Source organism: Comamonas terrigena NBRC 13299 (assembly GCF_006740045.1).
GTDB lineage: Bacteria > Pseudomonadota > Gammaproteobacteria > Burkholderiales > Burkholderiaceae_C > Comamonas > Comamonas terrigena.
Genome location: NZ_AP019749.1, coordinates 3,757,935 through 3,774,535 on the forward strand (window position 1 = coordinate 3,757,935; position 16,601 = coordinate 3,774,535).

The following is a 16,601-nucleotide window of genomic DNA, read 5'->3' on the forward strand; positions in this document are numbered from 1 at the left end:
TGCTACGCCTGGGATTTGCCATGTCTGTATCTACCCCCCGCACCCGCATCAAGATCTGCGGCCTGACCCGTGAAGCCGATGTGGACGCCGCCGTGCAAGCCGGTGCGGACGCCATCGGCTTTGTGCTCTACGCCCCCAGCCCCCGGGCGGTAACGGTGGCGCGCGCGGCCGAGCTGGCCCGGCGCCTGCCGCCTTTTGTCACACCGGTGCTGCTGTTCGTGAACGAGATCGCTCCCAATGTAATAGCTGCATGCACCCAGATACCGGGCGCCACCGTGCAGTTTCATGGGGATGAATCGCCGGCGGACTGCCTGGCCGCCACCGACGCCGGGCGCCGGCCCTTTCTGCGTGCAGCGCGCATTCCCCTCACCGGGGACACTCTGGGGCTCGACCTCGTAGAATATGCCCAACGATATTCCCAGGCCCAGGCCGTTTTGCTGGACGCCCACGTGGAGGGCTACGGCGGCGGCGGGCAAACATTCAATTGGTCACTGCTTCCACCAAACGTCGCCTCTCACCTCGTTTTGTCTGGTGGACTCACGCCTGCAAACGTGACCGATGGCATCTTGCAAGTACGCCCGCGGGGTCTCTCGCTGGCGGTTGATGTCAGTTCCGGCGTCGAGGCCACAGGGCCTGATGGAAAGCCCCTGAAGGGCATCAAGGACGCCGGAAAAATCCAACGCTTCGTTGCGGCCGTGCGCGCCGCCGACGCCCAACTTGCCTCTTTCACCGATGTTTGAATACTCCTACCCCGATGCACGCGGCCACTTCGGCCCCTACGGCGGCAGCTTTGCCAGCGAAACGCTGACCCATGCCCTCGAAGAGCTGAGCCAGGCCTACGCCAGGTACCAGAACGACCCGGACTTCCTGGCCGAGTTCCGCTACGAGCTGGCCCACTTCGTCGGCCGTCCCTCGCCGGTCTACCATGCAGCCCGCATGTCGCAGGAAATGGGCGGCGCCCAGATCTATCTGAAGCGCGAAGACCTGAACCACACCGGCGCCCACAAGATCAACAATGTGATCGGCCAGGCCATGCTCGCCAAGCGCATGGGCAAGCCGCGCATCATTGCCGAAACCGGTGCCGGTCAGCACGGTGTGGCCACGGCCACCATCTGTGCCCGCTATGGCCTGGAATGCGTGGTCTACATGGGTGCCGAGGACGTGAAGCGCCAAAGCCCCAATGTCTACCGCATGAAGCTGCTGGGCGCCACCGTGGTGCCCGTGGAGTCTGGCTCCAAGACCCTGAAGGACGCGCTGAACGAAGCCATGCGCGACTGGGTGGCCAATGTGGACAACACCTTCTACATCATCGGCACGGTGGCCGGCCCCGCCCCCTACCCGGCCATGGTGCGCGACTTCCAGAGCGTGATCGGCACCGAATGCCTCACGCAGATGCCCGAGCTGCTGAAGCAGCAGCACATTGCGGCCGAGCAACCGGATGCCGTGGTCGCCTGCGTGGGCGGCGGCTCCAATGCCATGGGCATCTTCTACCCCTACATTCCCTTCGAGCACACCAAGCTGATCGGGGTCGAAGCGGCCGGTGAGGGCCTGGAGAGCGGCAAGCACTCCGCCTCGCTGCAAAAAGGCAGCTCCGGCGTGCTGCACGGCAACCGCACCTTCATCCTGCAGAACGAAAACGGCCAGATCACCGAGACGCACAGCATCAGCGCCGGCCTGGACTACCCCGGCGTCGGCCCCGAGCACGCCTGGCTGCAGGAGCTGGGCCGTGCCCAGTACGTGGGCATCACCGACCAGGAAGCGCTGGAAGCTTTCCACTACCTGTGCCGCACCGAAGGCATCATCCCCGCGCTGGAGTCCAGCCACGCCGTGGCCTATGCCATGAAGCTGGCCAAGACCATGCGCGCCGACCAGTCCATTCTGGTCAGCCTGTCCGGCCGGGGTGACAAGGACATCGGCACCGTGGCCGACCTGACCGGCGGCGACTACTACGACCGCCCCAGCATGCGCGGCCACACTGTCAAGGGAGGGCCTGCAGCATGAGCCGCACCGCCACCACATTCGAAAAACTGAAATCCGAAGGCCGCCAGGCGCTGATCCCCTTCATCACTGCCGGCTATCCCTTTGCGGCCATCACCCCGTCGCTGATGCACGGCATGGTGGACGCCGGTGCCGACATCATCGAGCTGGGCGTGCCGTTTTCGGACCCCATGGCCGATGGCCCGGTGATCCAGAAAGCCGGTGACCGCGCCATTGCCAATGGTGTGGGCCTGGCCCAGGTGCTGGCCTATGTAGCCGAATTCCGTCAGAAAGACAGCACCACCCCGGTGGTGCTGATGGGCTATGCCAACCCGGTGGAGCGCTACGACCAGATCCACGGCCAGGACGCCTTCATCAACGATGCGGCAGCCGCCGGCGTGGACGGCGTGCTGGTGGTGGACTATCCGCCCGAGGAATCCGAGGAATTTGCCGCCAAGCTGCAGGCGCGCGGCATGGACCAGATCTTCCTGCTGGCCCCCACCAGCACCGTGGAACGCATGCAGCAGGTGGCACGTATTGCCAGCGGCTATGTGTATTACGTGTCGCTCAAGGGCGTGACCGGCTCCGGCGCGCTGGACACCGACAGCGTGCAGCAGATGCTGTCCGTCATCCGCCAGCACGTGCACATCCCGGTCGGCGTCGGCTTTGGCATCCGCGATGCCCAGACCGCCCAGACCATTTCCCAGTTTTCGGACGCGGTCATCATCGGCAGCAAGATCATTCAGCTGCTCGAAGACCAGCCACACGAAAAAATCATTCCCCTGACCATTGATTTCCTGCGCGGCGTGCGCAAGGCGATGGACGCATAATGCGGCACCGTCACCGCATCCCCTCCGGGAGGATGCGGTGATCCTGCCTGAAAGAAGGAAGACACCATGTCCTGGCTCGAAAAACTCCTGCCTGCCAAAATCCAGCAAACGACCCCCTCGGAACGCCAAACGCAGATTCCCGAAGGCCTGTGGATCAAGTGCCCCAGCTGCGAATCCGTGTTGTACAAGGCCGATCTGGAAAAGAACCAGAACGTCTGCCCGACCTGCGGTCACCACCACCGCATCGGTGCCCGTGCACGCCTGAACCATTTTCTGGACGCCGAAGGCCGCTATGAGATCGGTCAGGAAGTCATTCCCGTTGACGCGCTGAAGTTCCAGGACAGCCGCAAATACCCCCAGCGCCTGAAAGAAGCCCTGGAAAACACGGGTGAGACCGATGCCCTGATCGTCATGGGCGGTGCGGTGAAGGGCATCGAACTGGTCGTGGCCTGCTTCGAGTTCGACTTCATGGGCGGCTCCATGGGCTCCGTGGTGGGCGAGCGCTTTGTGCGCGGTGTCGAGACGGCCATCGAGCAGAAAGTGCCTTTTGTGTGCTTCACCGCCACCGGTGGCGCACGCATGCAGGAAGGCCTGCTGTCCCTGATGCAGATGGCCAAGACCAATGCCGCACTGACCCGCCTGGCCAAGAAGGGCCTACCCTACATCAGCGTGCTGACCGACCCGACCATGGGCGGCGTGTCGGCCGGCTTCGCCTTCGTGGGCGACATCGTGATGGCCGAGCCCAAGGCCCTGATCGGCTTTGCCGGCCCCCGCGTGATCGAAACCACGGTGCGCGTGAAGCTGCCCGAAGGCTTCCAGCGTGCCGAGTTCCTGAAGGAAAAGGGTGCCGTGGACATGATCGTCGACCGCCGCGAACTGCGCCAGACCGTGGCCACCTCGCTGGCCATGCTGCAACGCCTGCCGGCCGATGCCGTGGTGCAAGGCGCCGAGTAAGCCCAGCCCCTCCTCAGCCAGGCAACAAAAAAAGCGGTCCCCGGACCGCTTTTTTCATGGCTGCGCCACAGACCGTGGCGTGCTCCGCCACACAGGGCGGCGGCGCTTACATCATGGCCATGCCTGCCGCCACGCTGCCCAGTACGCTGAACTGCAGGTGGGCCAGCACCATCAGCAGCACCTGCAACACGATCAGCGCCGCCAGCGGTGACAGGTCCACCCCGCCCACCAGCGGGATGATGCGCTGCAACGGGCGCAGCACGGGCTGGCACAGGCGAGCGATCACGCCATAGATGGGCGAATGCGGCGACACCCAGGACAGGATGGCGTAGACGATCAGCAGGCCGATCAGCCCGGTCAGCACCATGCGCGCCAGGCCGAACAGCGCCAGCAGCGGCACCATCACCAGCGAGCCCGCTGCGCCCGCCAGGCCCCACAGCAGCAGATAGTGCACCAGCTGGATCAGGATGGCGCCGATCAGGCTGGACATGTCGTACTTGCCCGTGGGCTTGATGACCTTGCGCAGCGGCATCACCAGCCAGTCGGACAAGGCAAACACCAGCTGCCCCACGGGGTTGGAAAACGGCACGCGCTGGACCTGCATGTACAGGCGCAGCAGGCAGGCGCCCGAAATCAGGCCGGCGGCCACTTCAAGAAGAAAAGACAGGATTTGCTCGATCATGGACGGGTCAGCGCTCCAGTGGTGGGGTGCGACGGCAATCGCAAAACAGTGAATGCTGCAACAGCGGAAACAAGTTGAGACAACCAGCCCCGCTTCCGGGGCTGCATGGGATGATGATAGCGATGGAAAGCTGCTGCCCATGCCAAACCCGCTGACCTTGACCTCGCTGCCGTTGTTTCCGCTGAACACCGTGCTGTTTCCTGGCGGTCAGCTGCCTTTGCGGGTGTTCGAGGTGCGGTACCTGGATATGGTGCGCAAGTGCCACCAGGCGGGCACTCCATTTGGCGTGGTGGCCCTGACCGGTGGCGAAGAGGTGCGCCGCCCGATGCAACCCACCGAATCCTTCCACCCGGTGGGCACCTTGGCCCAGATCCAGCAGCTCGACAGCGTACAGCCCGGTCTGCTGCACATCCTGTGCCAGGGCCATGCCCGCATGCGCCTGGACCGTGCCCACCAGCTGCCCCATGGCCTGTGGGTGGCCGACGTCTCCCTGATTGCCATGGACCTGCGCTGTGGCGTTCCCGAAGACCTGCGCAGCATCAGCCAGGCCCTGTCCCAGGTGCTGCACAAGCTGCACCAGCGCCAGCTGGCCCAGGAAGACCGGGTGCAGGGCCCGTCCGTGGACCTGCCCACCGACCTGCAGCTGGACGACTGCGGCTGGGTCGCCAACCGCTGGTGCGAGCTGCTGCCCATTCCGCTCGCGCTCAAGCAGCAACTGCTGGAGCTGGAAAGCCCGCTGGTGCGGCTGGAACTGGTCGGCGATGTGCTGGAGCGCACTGGCATTGCCTTCTGAGCGGCAGCGCCGTCCGTCACCCCTCTGTCCATTCCCGCGCCCGCGGTCCGCGGGCCGTCCTCTTCCAGCCCCCTGGGCTCACTGCGGTCGTTGCCCCGGCCCACCGCGCGCCAGCTCGCCGCAGCCGCCCTGGCGGTGCGCCATTACCGCACTTACCCACATTCAGAGGCAAAAAAACTAGAATGCAGGGTTTTGGTATTTGCAACAACGGCCTGCGGGCTGCGCACCTCCATGTCTGACACCACCCACACCGCTGCGGCAGAAGTTGCCGCTCCCCAGGACGAAAACAAGCTCATCGCCGAACGCCGCGAAAAACTCAAGGCCCTGCGCGAGCAGGTCAAGGCCCAGGGTGGTGTGGCATTCCCCAATGACTTCAAGCCTGCCGACCGCGCTGCCGACCTGATTGCGGCGCACGCCGGCCAGGAAGCCGAAGCCCTGGACGCCGCTGCCGCCACCGTCAGCGTGGGCGGCCGCATGATGCTCAAGCGCGTGATGGGCAAGGCCAGCTTTGCCACCATCCAGGACGCCACCGGCCGCATCCAGATCTATGTGACCCGCGACGCCGTGGGCGAAGAGGTCTATGCCGACTTCAAGAAGTGGGACCTGGGCGACATCATCGGTGCCGAAGGCGTGCTGATGAAGACCAAGACCGGCGAACTGTCGATCAAGGCCACCCGCATCCGCCTGCTGACCAAGAGCCTGCGCCCCATGCCCGACAAGTTCCACGGCATGGCCGACCAGGAACAGAAGTACCGCCAGCGCTACGTCGACCTGATGATGGACGAAGACGCCCGCAAGCGTTTTGTGGCCCGCAGCAAGGCCGTCTCCGGCATGCGCGACTTCATGGTGCAAAACGGCTTCCTGGAAGTCGAAACCCCCATGCTGCACCCCATCCCTGGTGGTGCCAATGCCAAGCCGTTCATCACCCACCACAACGCGCTCGACCAGGAGATGTACCTGCGCATTGCGCCGGAGCTCTACCTCAAGCGCCTGGTGGTCGGTGGTTTCGAGCGCGTGTTCGAGATCAACCGCAACTTCCGCAACGAAGGCATCTCGGTGCGCCACAACCCCGAGTTCACCATGATGGAGTTCTACGCGGCCTACTGGAACTACCGCGACATCATGGACTACACCGAAGCCCTGGTGCGCGACACCGCCACCAAGGCCGTGGGCACGCTGCAGCTGACCTACGGCGGCAAGCCGGTGGACCTGGCCGCGCCGTTCGAGCGCCTGACCATCCCGGAAGCCATCGTCAAGTACACCGATGCCGGCGAGAACGTGGGCAACCGCGAGTGGCTGACCAATGCCCTGAAGAAGCTGGGCATGAAGGAAGACAAGGACAAGCTGTCCACCCGCTCCCTGGCCAGCCTGCAGGTGCTGTACTTCGAAGAAGTGGTCGAAGAGAAACTGTGGAACCCCACCTTCATCATGGAGCACCCCACCGAGATTTCGCCGCTGGCCCGTGCCAACGACGACCGCCCCGAGGTGACCGAGCGCTTCGAGCTCTACATCACCGGCCGTGAATTCGGCAACGGCTTCTCCGAGCTGAACGACGCCGAAGACCAGGCCGCCCGCTTCAACGCCCAGGTGGATGCCAAGGACGGCGGTGACGACGAAGCCATGTACTTCGACCACGACTTTGTGCGCGCCCTGGAATACGGCATGCCCCCCACCGGCGGCTGCGGCATCGGGATTGACCGTTTCATGATGCTGCTCACAGACAGCGCCAGCATTCGTGACATCATTCTGTTCCCTGCCCTGCGCCGCGAACAGAACGCCGGATAAAACCACGTTCGGCGGCCCGCGATGGCTGCCTTCGTAACCAACCACTACACTGGGCCGCACATCGCGGCCCTTTGTGCGTGGTGGCGCCGCTTTTTTGGAGAGACAGGACTGCCGAATGCATGCATCCCCTGCATTGAATGCCGCAGCGCCCCATCCGGACGCTTCGCCCCCCTTGTCCAACAGCTTCACCGTGCTGGTGGTGGACGATCAGGCCTCGGTGCGCCATTCCCTGATCACCGAACTGCGCCACGCAGGCGTCACCGAGGTGATGGAAGCCGTGGACGCACCGTCTGCCGTGCAGATGTTCAAGATGCGCCGCCCGGACCTGGTGCTGCTGGACATCCGCCTGCCCACGCACGACGGCTACTGGGTCGCCCAGCAGCTGCGCGAGGCCGAAGTGGGCGACTGGACGCCCATCATTTTCCTGTCGGGCCTGGACAACGACCTGGACATCTGGCGCGGCATTGAATCCGGTGGTGACGACTATCTGATCAAGCCCGTCAAGCCCATAGTGCTGATCGCCAAGCTGCGTGCCATGCGGCGCCTGCTGGACATGCGCCGCCGCCTGGTCAGCCTGTCGGCCGAGCTGCACCTGGCCAACCAGCGCCTCAACGAGATGGTGGAGGTCGACTCCCTGACCGGGCTGGTCAACCGCCGCGGCTTCGACCGCATCCTGCACTCCGAGATCGATGCCGCCCGCCGCGAGCAGCAACCGCTGACACTGATGCTGTGCGACCTGGACCATTTCAAGCGCTTCAATGACGCCGCAGGCCATGTGCAGGGCGATGACTGCCTGCGCGCCGTGGGCCGGCTGCTCAAGGAGGTCTGCGTGCGCCCGCGCGACGTGGCCTCGCGCTACGGTGGGGAGGAGTTTGCGATGATTCTGCCCAACACGCCGCGCTCCGGCGCCATGACGTTTGCCCGTGCGCTGGGCAGCATGCTGCGCAGCCGCGCCATCCCCCATCCGGATTCGCCCAACGGCGCCGTGCTGTCGCTGTCCGGCGGCATCACCACCTGCATTCCCGACGAAGGCACCAGCGCCGAGAGCATGGTGATGCGCGCCGACGAAGCGCTGTACGCGGCCAAAGCCCAGGGCCGCGACCGGTTTTTCAGTTTCGAGATGCAGATGGATACCATTGAGCAACGCCGGGTCTGAACCCGGCCTGCGCCACACCGACCAGGGCACCACGGCGGTGCCCTGTTTTTTTGGATAGAAAGTTTTGTTCCCGTGACCCTGCTGCAACGCATGAAGAGCCTCCAGACCCATTTGCCCGCCTGGGTGACGGACTGGCTGGATGTCGTGGTTCCCCTGCTCCAGATGGTGCTGATCATCGTGGTCGCCTGGCTGCTGCACCGCCTGCTCAAACGGCTGATCGTGCGCGCCAGCGACCACTACCAGTTCCCGCACGAGCTGCTGATGCCCATCCACACCGTGGTGCGCTGGCTGATCATCATCAGCGCGCTGCTGCTGGTGCTGGAGCGCCTGGGGGTCTCTGCCAGCGTGCTGTGGACGGCCTTCACCGGCTTTGCGACCGTGGGCGCCGTGGCGTTTTTTGCAGCGTGGAGCGTGCTGTCCAACCTGTTCTGCGCCTTCCTGATCTTCACCGTGGGGCCGTTTCGCGTGGGCGATCACATCGAGCTGCTGGACACGGCCGAAAAGCCCGGCGCCCTGGGCAAGGTGGTGGACATCAACCTGCTCTACACCACGCTGGAAGACGCCACCGCCCCGGTGGCCGGCACGCTGCTGCAGATTCCGAATGCACTGATCTTCCAGCGCGTGGTGCGCCGCTGGCGCGCCGGCACCGAGCTGCCGCCCGAAAAGCTGCAGCACCCGGCCCCGCCGGCCCCCGGTGCATCGGAGCCTGCTCCCGCCCCCAAGAGCGCGACCTTCCCGTAAGCACCGCGCCCTCCAGACAAAAAGCCCTGCTGCATTGCACCAGGGCTTTTTTTGATCCGCAGGGGCGGCATGGACCCGAGCCCGACCGCCTGGTGGCGCCTGCGGCGCGGTATGGGCAGCGCTCAGTACAGCTGGGGCACGATCATGCTTTCCGGCACCGGGTTGCGCAGGTAGTCCGCATGGCGCACGCGCGCGGGCAGCTCCACTTCAGGGCGTGGCACCTCGCTGTAGGGGAACTGCGACAGCAAATGCCGTATGCAGTTCAGCCGCGCCTGCTTCTTGTTGTCGGCCGGCACCACCCACCACGGTGCTTCGGGGATGTGGGTGTGTTCCATCATCACTTCCTTGGCACGGGTGTAGTCCTCCCAGCGGCGGCGGGACTCCAGGTCCATGGGCGAGAGCTTCCACTGCTTGAGCGGGTCGTGGATGCGCCCCAGAAAGCGCAGGTGCTGCTCTTCGTCGGTGATGGAGAACCAGTACTTGATCACGCGGATGCCGGAGCGCGCCAGCATGCGCTCGAACTCGGGCACGGAGCGGAAGAACTCGTCGTACTCCTCGTCCGAACAGAAACCCATCACCCGTTCCACCCCGGCGCGGTTGTACCAGCTGCGGTCAAACAGCACCATCTCCCCGGCGGCCGGCAGGTGGGCGGCATAGCGCTGAAAGTACCACTGCGTGCGTTCGCGGTCGTTCGGGGCCGGCAGCGCCACCACGCGACACACGCGCGGATTCAGGCGCTGGGTGATGCGCTTGATCACGCCGCCCTTGCCGGCGGCATCCCGCCCCTCGAACAGGATCACGGCCTTCTGTTTGGTGGACGCCACCCAGTCCTGCAGTTTGACCAGCTCGGCCTGCAACCGGAACAGCTCCTTGAAATACGCCACGCGCTGGGCATGGCTTTCCGGTGCAACTTCTGCCGCGCCCGGTACGGCGCCGAGCACCCCGGTACGGTCTTCGATTTCCAGCTCCAGCTCTTCGTCCAGGCTGTCCAGCAGGTCGCTCTCGATACGGCGCACCAGCTCTTCACGGTTGTCCCAATTCATCGCACACCTTCTTGCTTTGCCGGTTGTGGCATCTGCCACACAGGCTACGCGCCCCGTGCGACGGTTTGATGACAGCCGCGTTCAGCCCGCCCGTCGGCCGCCACCGGAGGCCGGCATCGCTGTGTTGCTTCATCGTTTTGCGCACAAGCACATCCATTTTTGTTCGTTGGATGTCACGCCGGCGGCTCGCAAGATGCTGTCTATCGCCATCTTCCTGCGATGGATTGCACCGAAAGACCACGCCATGACTTACACCGCTACCGCCGCCGAGACCACCGCCTCCACCGCCGCCGCCCAGCGCCCGCAGCTGCCTGCCGTGCTGCAGCAGGCCCTGGCGCAGGCCCAGGAACAAGGCCTGGCCTACGCCGGCAGCGTGGCCCCGCTCCAAGCCTGGCAGCTGGTGCAGCAAGGCCTGGCCCTGCTGGTGGACGTGCGCAGCGCCGAAGAACGCAAGTTTGTCGGCCAAGTGCCGGGCAGTGCCCATGTGGCCTGGGCCAGCGGCACGGCGCTGACACGCAACCCCCGCTTTGCCCGCGAACTGGCCGCGCTGCACGCCAAACAGCCACAACCGCTGCCTGTGCTGCTGTTGTGTCGCAGCGGCAAACGCTCCGCCCTGGCCGCCCAGGAAGCAGCCAAGGCCGGCCTGCCCCATGTCTTCAATGTCAGCGAAGGCTTTGAGGGCGACCACGACACACAGCAGCAACGCGGCCACTTCAATGGTTGGCGCTTTTACGGCCTGCCCTGGGTCCAGGACTGACCCCTCTCCTCTTTACCGGATTGCGATTGCCACCATGAGCTCTTTCGACATTGCCCCCATCGTCACGCAGCTGCGCCAGGTCCGCGACCATTGGCGAGAACAGCAGAACCGCACGGAATCCGGACACCGCGAATTCCCGTCGCGGGACGCCATTGCCCAGGCCGTGGAAGGCCTCAAAGGCGTGCTCTACCCGCAGCGCCTGGGGCCGTCCGACCTGCGCCACGCCAGCGAAGATTTCTATGTGGGCCACACCCTGAACACGGCGCTGCAGCTGCTGCAGACCCAGGCCCAGATCGAGCTGCACTACCGCCACCGCAGCGCGGGAGTGAGCGTGCCGGATCCCTCCGGCCAGGCGGCCCAGGCCCAGCGCGCAGTCCAGGCCTTTGCCCAGCAGTTGCCCCTGTTGCGCCAGTTGCTGGACATCGATGTGCTGGCGGCCTTCCATGGCGACCCCGCTGCGCGCAGCGTGGACGAGGTGGTGCTGAGCTACCCCGGCGTGCTGGCGCTGATCCACCACCGCATCGCCCACGCCTTCTACCGGCTGGAGCTGCCGCTGCTGGGCCGCATCATGGCCGAGCTGGCCCATGGGCAGACGGGCATCGACATCCACCCCGGCGCACAGATCGGCCCCGGCTTCTTCATCGACCACGGCACCGGTGTCGTGATTGGCGAAACCGCCGTCATCGGCCAGAACGTGCGCATCTACCAGGCCGTGACACTGGGCGCCAAGCGCTTTCCCAAGGATGCCCAGGGCCATCTGCAAAAAGGCTGGGCACGCCACCCCATCGTGGAGGATGACGTGGTGATCTACGCTGGCGCCACCATCCTGGGGCGGGTGACCATTGGCAAAGGCGCGGTCATCGGCGGCAACGTCTGGATCACCGACGACGTGCCCGCCGGCACCCATGTCAGCCAGGCCAGCCTGCGCCAGGCCGAGCAACCGGCGGAGCAGCCGGTGGAGCAGTCCGAAGCTGCGGCGGTGGCGCCCGCCACACCCCCGGTGCTGTCCGCTCCGGCCCCGGAACGCACCGCCCGCGTGGCCGCCTGAACATGCCCGCGCAACACTTGGTCCAGGACTTCGGACTGGCCGTGCGCCAGCTGCGCGAAGGGCATGGCTGGTCGCAGGAGCACCTGGCCGCACAGTCCGATCTGAACCGCTCCTATGTGGGCGAGATCGAGCGCGGCCAGGTGGCGCCCTCGCTGATCACGTTGCACAAACTGGCCCAGGCCCTGCACCTGGGCACAGCCGACCTGCTGGCGCATGCCGAACGCATACGCCTGCAGCGTGAAAGCCAGCGCCAGCACCTGGCGACGCGCTTGGCGGCGATAGCCGGTTGAAGCCCGATCGGCGGCATTGAACACTGGCGAAGACTGTTTTCCCGCATTTCCCACCACCGATTCCACCAGGAGCCTTTTTCCATGACAGCAACCGTCGGCGGTACCACCGCCCTGGGCGACAACGCAGCCCGCCAGCTTGCCAATGCCACCAAGACCGCACCGCAGCTGGCCACGATCACGCCGCGCTGGCTGACCCATCTGCTGCAATGGGTGCCGGTGGAGGCCGGCATCTACCGCGTGAACCAGGTCCAGAACCCGGAGGACATCAAGGTCACCTGCACCGCCAAGCAGCACGAGAACCAGCTGCCGCGCACCTATGTGGACTACGACGCCAAGCCGCGCGAGTACTTCCTGAACGCAGTCTCCACCGTGCTGGATGTGCACACCCGCATCTCCGACCTCTACAGCAGCCCGCACGACCAGATCAAGGAACAGCTGCGCCTGACGATCGAGACCATCAAGGAAAACCAGGAAAGCGAGCTGATCAACAACCCCGACTACGGCCTGCTGTCCCAGGTGAGCGACGAGCAGCGCATCTTCCCGCTGACCGGCGCCCCCACCCCCGATGACCTGGACGAGCTGCTGACCAAGGTCTGGAAGGAGCCCGCCTTCTTCCTGGCCCACCCGCTGACCATTGCCGCCTTCGGCCGTGAAGCCACGCGCCGTGGCACGCCTCCGCCCACTGTCAGCCTGTTCGGCAGCCAGTTCATTACCTGGCGCGGCGTGCCGCTGATCCCTTCGGACAAGGTGCCGGTGGCCGATGGCAAGAGCAAGATCCTGCTGCTGCGCGTGGGCGACCGTCGCCAGGGCGTGGTAGGCCTGTTCCAGCCCGGTCTGCCCGGCGAACAGAGCCCGGGCCTGTCGGTGCGCTTCATGGGCATCAACAACCACGCCATCGCCAGCTACCTGATCTCGCTGTACTGCTCGCTGGCCGTGCTCACCCCCGACGCCGTGGCCGTGCTGGACGACGTGGAAATCAACAAGTACCACGACTACTCGGTGCTGGACACCTACAAGTAAGTCCCGCTCTGCGCTGCGCCGGGGTGGTTGACCATCCCCACGCAGCGCACATCCCCAAAGCACAAGCAGCCCCTTTTCGACATCGCGCACCACAGGAGATGCGGTTTTGAGCACCACCACCGCGCAAGCGCCCACCCCGGCCGCCGCACAAGCCGCCCCGCTGGCGCCCCCGATTCCTTCCACCCCGGCTGCGCCCCTGGACACCGGCGCGCTGGCCCAGCTGGCGACGGCCTTGTTCCGCAGCCTGCCCGGCAGCGCCGCCCCCCAGGGCGCCCAGCCCCCCACCACCTGGGCCCCAGGCGGCTCCCCCCTGGCCAGCCCGGCGGGCCTGGCGCCCAATGTGCCCGGAACGCCCTTCCCGCAAGGACAGATCCCGGGGGCCAATGTGCTGCCCAGCAACCCCGGCACCGTGCTGGCCCTGGGCCACCGCGCCGCAACGGCCCGCCCGCATGCGGCCGCCGGCAACGGCGTGCCCGACCAGGCATTCACCGCCCTGCCCGCCTACGAACCCCGCCTGGCCAGCGCCACCGATGGCGTGCCCCAGGCCGCGGCCGCAGCGGCCTCCACGCAGCGGCCCGCCCCCGTGGACGCTGCGGGCGTTGCGCCGCCGCACGCCCCCCATCCCGGACTGGATGCACTGAGCCAGCAGGCGGTGACCGCACTGGGCAGCCAGGGCACGGCACCGGGTACCCCATTCGTTCCCGCCATCCCCTCCGGCCTGCTGGCAGCGCCCGCTGCGCCTGCGGCCGCGCTGCCCGGCAGCACCGATGCCGCCGCCCCGCAGTTCTACTTTGTGGATGCGGTCGCCCTGCCCAGCGGTTTTGTCACCCCGGCCAAGCCCCATCCCCACGGGCAGGCCGCCAGCACGCCGCTGGCACAGGCCGACCGCCATCCCGGCTTCGATGTGCAGGCCGTGCGCCGCGACTTTCCCATCCTGGCCGAGCGCATCAACGGCAAGCCGCTGGTCTGGCTGGACAACGCCGCCACCACCCACAAGCCGCGCCAGGTGATCGAGCGCATTGCGCACTTCTACGCGCACGAGAACTCCAACATCCACCGCGCCGCCCACACGCTGGCGGCCCGCGCCACGGACGCCTACGAACACGCCCGTGAAGTGGTGCGCCGCTTCATCCACGCGCCCGATGTGAACGAAGTCATCTTCGTGCGCGGCACCACCGAAGCCATCAACCTGGTGGCCAAGGCCTGGGGCGGGCAGAACGTGGGAGCGGGTGATGAAATCATCGTCAGCCACCTGGAGCACCACGCCAACATCGTGCCCTGGCAGCAACTGGCACAGGCCAGGGGTGCCAGGCTGCGCGTGATTCCGGTCGATGACCAGGGGCAGATCCGCCTCGACGAATACGACAAGCTGCTGAACGACCGCACCAAGATCGTCGCCATTGGCCATGTGTCCAATGTGCTGGGCACCATGGTGCCGGTCAAGGAAGTGGTGGCCCGCGCCCGGGCGCGCGGCATCACCACGCTGGTGGATGGTGCCCAGTCCATCGCCCACACGCCGGTCAATGTGCAGGACATCGGGGCGGACTTCTTTGTCTTTTCGGGCCACAAGATCTTTGCCCCCACCGGCATCGGTGCCCTCTGGGGGCGCCGCGCCGTGCTGGAAGCCATGCCGCCCTGGCAGGGCGGCGGCAACATGATTGCCGACGTGAGCTTCGAGAAGACGGTGTTCCAGCCGCTGCCCAATACCTTCGAGGCGGGCACCGGCAACATTGCCGACGCCGTGGGCCTGGGAGCAGCGCTGGAATATGTGGAGCGCATCGGCATCGAGAACATCAGCCGCTACGAGCACGCGCTGGTGGACTACGGCATGCAGCAACTGGCCACGATTGCCGGCCTGCGCCTGATCGGCACCGTGCCCGGCAAGGCCAGCGTGCTGTCGTTCACGCTGGAAGGCTATACGACCGACGAGGTGGGCAAGGCGCTGAATGCCGAAGGCATCGCCGTGCGCACGGGCCACCACTGCGCCCAACCGATTCTGCGCCGCTTCGGCGTGGAAACGGCGGTGCGCCCGTCGCTGGCCTTCTACAACACCTTCGAGGAAATCGACCAGCTGGTCGCCATCGTGCGGCGCCTGGCCAGCCAGCGCCGCTGAAGGCTGCCGGCGTCAAAAAAGCCACGGCGCCTTGCGGTGCCGTGGCTTTTTTTGTGGGGTACTTCAGCGCTGCTCTCCTGCGCCGAAGCGGCCGCTGTCAAGGCCGCTCAGGGCTTGCGCGGCTTGACCTTGCTGGCAGCCAGCTTGGCTGTCACACGGGCCTGCTCCACATCGGCAGCCCGCGCCAGGGCCACGCCCATGCGGCGCTTCACAAAGCTTTCAGGCTTGCCAAACAGGCGCAGATCGGTGCCGGGAATCGCCAGCGCTTCGTCCACGCCGTCGAACACCAGGCCCTGGGCATCCTGGCCGCCGTAGATCACGGCGCTGGCACCGGGGTTGCGCAGGCTGGTGTCCACCGGCAAGCCCAGGATGGCACGGGCATGCAGCTCGAACTCGCTCTGCCACTGGGTGGCCAGCGTGACCAGCCCCGTATCGTGCGGGCGCGGCGAGACTTCGCTGAACCACACCTGCTCGCCCTTGACGAACAGTTCCACGCCGAACAGGCCCAGGCCGCCCAGGTTGTCGGTCACTGCCTTGGCAATCTGCTGCGACTTCGCCTGGGCCATGGCGGACATGGGATGGGGCTGCCAGCTTTCCACATAGTCGCCCGCTTGCTGGATATGGCCGACTGGGTCGCAGAAATGGGTCTGGACCTGGCCATCCGCACCCTTAGCGCGCACCGTCAGCTGGGTGATTTCGTAGTCGAAGTCGATGAAGCCTTCAACGATCACGCGGCCCTTGGCCACGCGGCCGCCGGCCATCGCGTAGTCCCAGGCTTTCTGCACATCGGCGGGGCCGTCGATCTTGCTCTGGCCCTTGCCGGAGCTGCTCATCACCGGCTTGACCACGCAGGGGTAGCCGATCGCGGGCTGACCGTCGCTGCCGTCGATGGCGGCCTGCAGCTCGTCCTGGGAATCGCAGAAGCGGTAGGGACTGGTGGGCAGGCCCAGGGTTTCGGCCGCCAGGCGGCGTATGCCTTCGCGGTCCATGGTCAGGCGCGTGGCGCGCGCCGTGGGAATGACAGTGACCACGCCGGCGGCTTCCAGCTCTTCCAGCATGGGGGTGGCAATGGCTTCGATCTCGGGCACCACCAGATCGGGCTTTTCGGCCTCGATCAAGGCCTTGAGCTGCGCCGGATCGCTCATGGTGATGGTGCGCGCATGGTGGGCCACCTGCTGGCCGGGGGCGTTGTCGTAGCGGTCGACCGCTATGGTCTCCACGCCCAGGCGCTGCAAGGCAATCAGCACTTCCTTGCCCAGCTCGCCGCTGCCCAGCAGCATGACTTTGGTGGCGTGGGGGGTGAGAGGGGTTCCGAGGGTGGTCATAGGCGCTTTCCGTCCAGCCAGCGGGCGTAGCCCGCTATCGTTTTACATGGCGGAAGGCTCCGCCGCACAGGCGGAATCATAGTGGCT

At 66.0% G+C, this 16,601-nt stretch carries 16 protein-coding genes; 13 read left to right on the forward strand and 3 right to left on the reverse strand.

Translation table 11 applies throughout. The annotated features are described in order from the left end of the window. Positions 1–20: 20 nt before the first annotated feature. The 4 genes from CT3_RS17105 (at position 21) to accD (ending at position 3,761) form a co-directional block, all read left to right on the forward strand. Positions 21–740 (forward strand): phosphoribosylanthranilate isomerase, encoded by a 720-nt coding sequence (locus CT3_RS17105; RefSeq protein WP_066537043.1) that lies wholly within the window; start codon positions 21–23, stop codon positions 738–740. Beyond that, a complete protein-coding gene (gene trpB / locus CT3_RS17110; RefSeq protein ID WP_066537045.1) occupies positions 733–2,001 on the forward strand; it encodes a tryptophan synthase subunit beta in 1,269 nt (422 codons plus the stop codon). The genes CT3_RS17105 and trpB overlap by 8 nt, the downstream gene beginning before the upstream one ends. Then, on the forward strand, positions 1,998–2,807 hold the full coding sequence (gene trpA, locus CT3_RS17115) for a tryptophan synthase subunit alpha (protein WP_066537047.1): 810 nt from the start codon (positions 1,998–2,000) through the stop codon (positions 2,805–2,807). Before trpB ends, trpA begins: the two co-directional genes overlap by 4 nt. 66 nt (positions 2,808–2,873) lie before the next feature. Then, positions 2,874–3,761: an acetyl-CoA carboxylase, carboxyltransferase subunit beta gene (accD, locus tag CT3_RS17120; protein WP_066537056.1), complete on the forward strand. Its 888-nt coding sequence runs from the start codon at positions 2,874–2,876 to the stop codon at positions 3,759–3,761. 106 nt (positions 3,762–3,867) lie between these two features. Here accD and CT3_RS17125 read toward each other — a convergent pair whose 3' ends face one another. Then, positions 3,868–4,443, reverse strand: coding sequence for a YggT family protein (locus CT3_RS17125; RefSeq protein ID WP_066537058.1), 576 nt, complete (start codon positions 4,441–4,443; stop codon positions 3,868–3,870). 139 nt (positions 4,444–4,582) lie between these two features. Here CT3_RS17125 and CT3_RS17130 point away from each other — a divergent pair, with 139 nt between their 5' ends. The 4 genes from CT3_RS17130 (at position 4,583) to CT3_RS17145 (ending at position 8,918) form a co-directional block, all read left to right on the forward strand. Continuing rightward, positions 4,583–5,236 (forward strand): LON peptidase substrate-binding domain-containing protein, encoded by a 654-nt coding sequence (locus tag CT3_RS17130; protein ID WP_066537060.1) that lies wholly within the window; start codon positions 4,583–4,585, stop codon positions 5,234–5,236. 231 nt (positions 5,237–5,467) lie between these two features. Continuing rightward, positions 5,468–7,021 (forward strand): lysine--tRNA ligase, encoded by a 1,554-nt coding sequence (gene lysS, locus CT3_RS17135; RefSeq protein WP_066537062.1) that lies wholly within the window; start codon positions 5,468–5,470, stop codon positions 7,019–7,021. 115 nt (positions 7,022–7,136) lie between these two features. Further along, a complete protein-coding gene (locus CT3_RS17140) occupies positions 7,137–8,177 on the forward strand; it encodes a diguanylate cyclase domain-containing protein (protein ID WP_066537072.1) in 1,041 nt (346 codons plus the stop codon). A gap of 90 nt (positions 8,178–8,267) precedes the next feature. Further along, the gene (locus CT3_RS17145; protein WP_066537419.1) at positions 8,268–8,918 is read left to right on the forward strand and encodes a mechanosensitive ion channel family protein; all 651 of its coding nucleotides are present in this window, start codon (positions 8,268–8,270) and stop codon (positions 8,916–8,918) included. A gap of 122 nt (positions 8,919–9,040) precedes the next feature. Here the strand turns inward: CT3_RS17145 and ppk2 are convergent, their stop codons facing one another. Continuing rightward, complete coding sequence (gene ppk2, locus CT3_RS17150; RefSeq protein WP_066537073.1) at positions 9,041–9,961, reverse strand: polyphosphate kinase 2; 921 nt, start codon at positions 9,959–9,961, stop codon at positions 9,041–9,043. A gap of 244 nt (positions 9,962–10,205) precedes the next feature. Here ppk2 and CT3_RS17155 point away from each other — a divergent pair, with 244 nt between their 5' ends. The 5 genes from CT3_RS17155 to CT3_RS17175 all read left to right on the forward strand — a co-directional run bounded on the left by CT3_RS17155 (position 10,206) and on the right by CT3_RS17175 (position 15,189). Beyond that, entirely contained in the window at positions 10,206–10,718 is a 513-nt protein-coding gene (locus CT3_RS17155; protein WP_083520451.1) for a rhodanese-like domain-containing protein, read from the forward strand. Between the two features lie 34 nt (positions 10,719–10,752). Continuing rightward, positions 10,753–11,766: a serine O-acetyltransferase EpsC gene (epsC, locus tag CT3_RS17160; RefSeq protein WP_083520440.1), complete on the forward strand. Its 1,014-nt coding sequence runs from the start codon at positions 10,753–10,755 to the stop codon at positions 11,764–11,766. Positions 11,767–11,768: 2 nt separating this feature from the next. Then, a complete protein-coding gene (locus CT3_RS17165) occupies positions 11,769–12,056 on the forward strand; it encodes a helix-turn-helix domain-containing protein (protein WP_066537075.1) in 288 nt (95 codons plus the stop codon). Positions 12,057–12,137: 81 nt separating this feature from the next. Further along, positions 12,138–13,076: a family 2A encapsulin nanocompartment shell protein gene (locus tag CT3_RS17170; protein WP_066537077.1), complete on the forward strand. Its 939-nt coding sequence runs from the start codon at positions 12,138–12,140 to the stop codon at positions 13,074–13,076. A 106-nt stretch (positions 13,077–13,182) separates the two neighbouring features. Then, positions 13,183–15,189 (forward strand): family 2A encapsulin nanocompartment cargo protein cysteine desulfurase, encoded by a 2,007-nt coding sequence (locus CT3_RS17175; RefSeq protein WP_370510784.1) that lies wholly within the window; start codon positions 13,183–13,185, stop codon positions 15,187–15,189. A 107-nt stretch (positions 15,190–15,296) separates the two neighbouring features. Here CT3_RS17175 and purT read toward each other — a convergent pair whose 3' ends face one another. Further along, positions 15,297–16,514 carry a formate-dependent phosphoribosylglycinamide formyltransferase gene (gene purT, locus CT3_RS17180; protein WP_066537079.1) on the reverse strand — a complete coding sequence of 406 codons (1,218 nt, stop codon included), beginning with the start codon at positions 16,512–16,514 and terminating at the stop codon, positions 15,297–15,299. Between the last annotated feature and the right edge of the window lie 87 nt (positions 16,515–16,601).